We start from the raw sequence: 231 nt of genomic DNA, 5'->3' as shown, positions 1-231 counted from the left end.
GAGCGCCTGCGTGCGCGCAGCCGGGCGCGTGACGACCTGCCGCTGGGCATCGGCGACGATGCGGCCTTGCTGCTGCCGCCGCCGGGGGAGTTGCTGGCGATCACCACCGATACGCTCAATGTCGGGGTGCATTTCCCGGCCGAGACCGCGGCCGCCGACATCGGCTGGAAGACGCTGGCGGTGAATCTGTCCGACCTGGCGGCGATGGGCGCGCAGCCGCGCTGGTGCACG

Annotated in this window: 1 protein-coding gene; it reads left to right on the top strand. The window is 72.7% G+C overall.

Features of this window, described 5'->3' with window-relative positions; all coding sequences use genetic code 11:
- Positions 1-231, top strand: a 231-nt coding sequence (locus J7357_RS20935; protein ID WP_244667721.1) for an AIR synthase related protein, incomplete at both ends; no start/stop codon positions are given.

Source organism: Xanthomonas sp. D-109 (assembly GCF_017746095.1).
GTDB classification, from domain to species: domain Bacteria; phylum Pseudomonadota; class Gammaproteobacteria; order Xanthomonadales; family Xanthomonadaceae; genus Xanthomonas_A; species Xanthomonas_A sacchari.
This window is presented reverse-complemented; position numbering and strand designations above follow the sequence as displayed.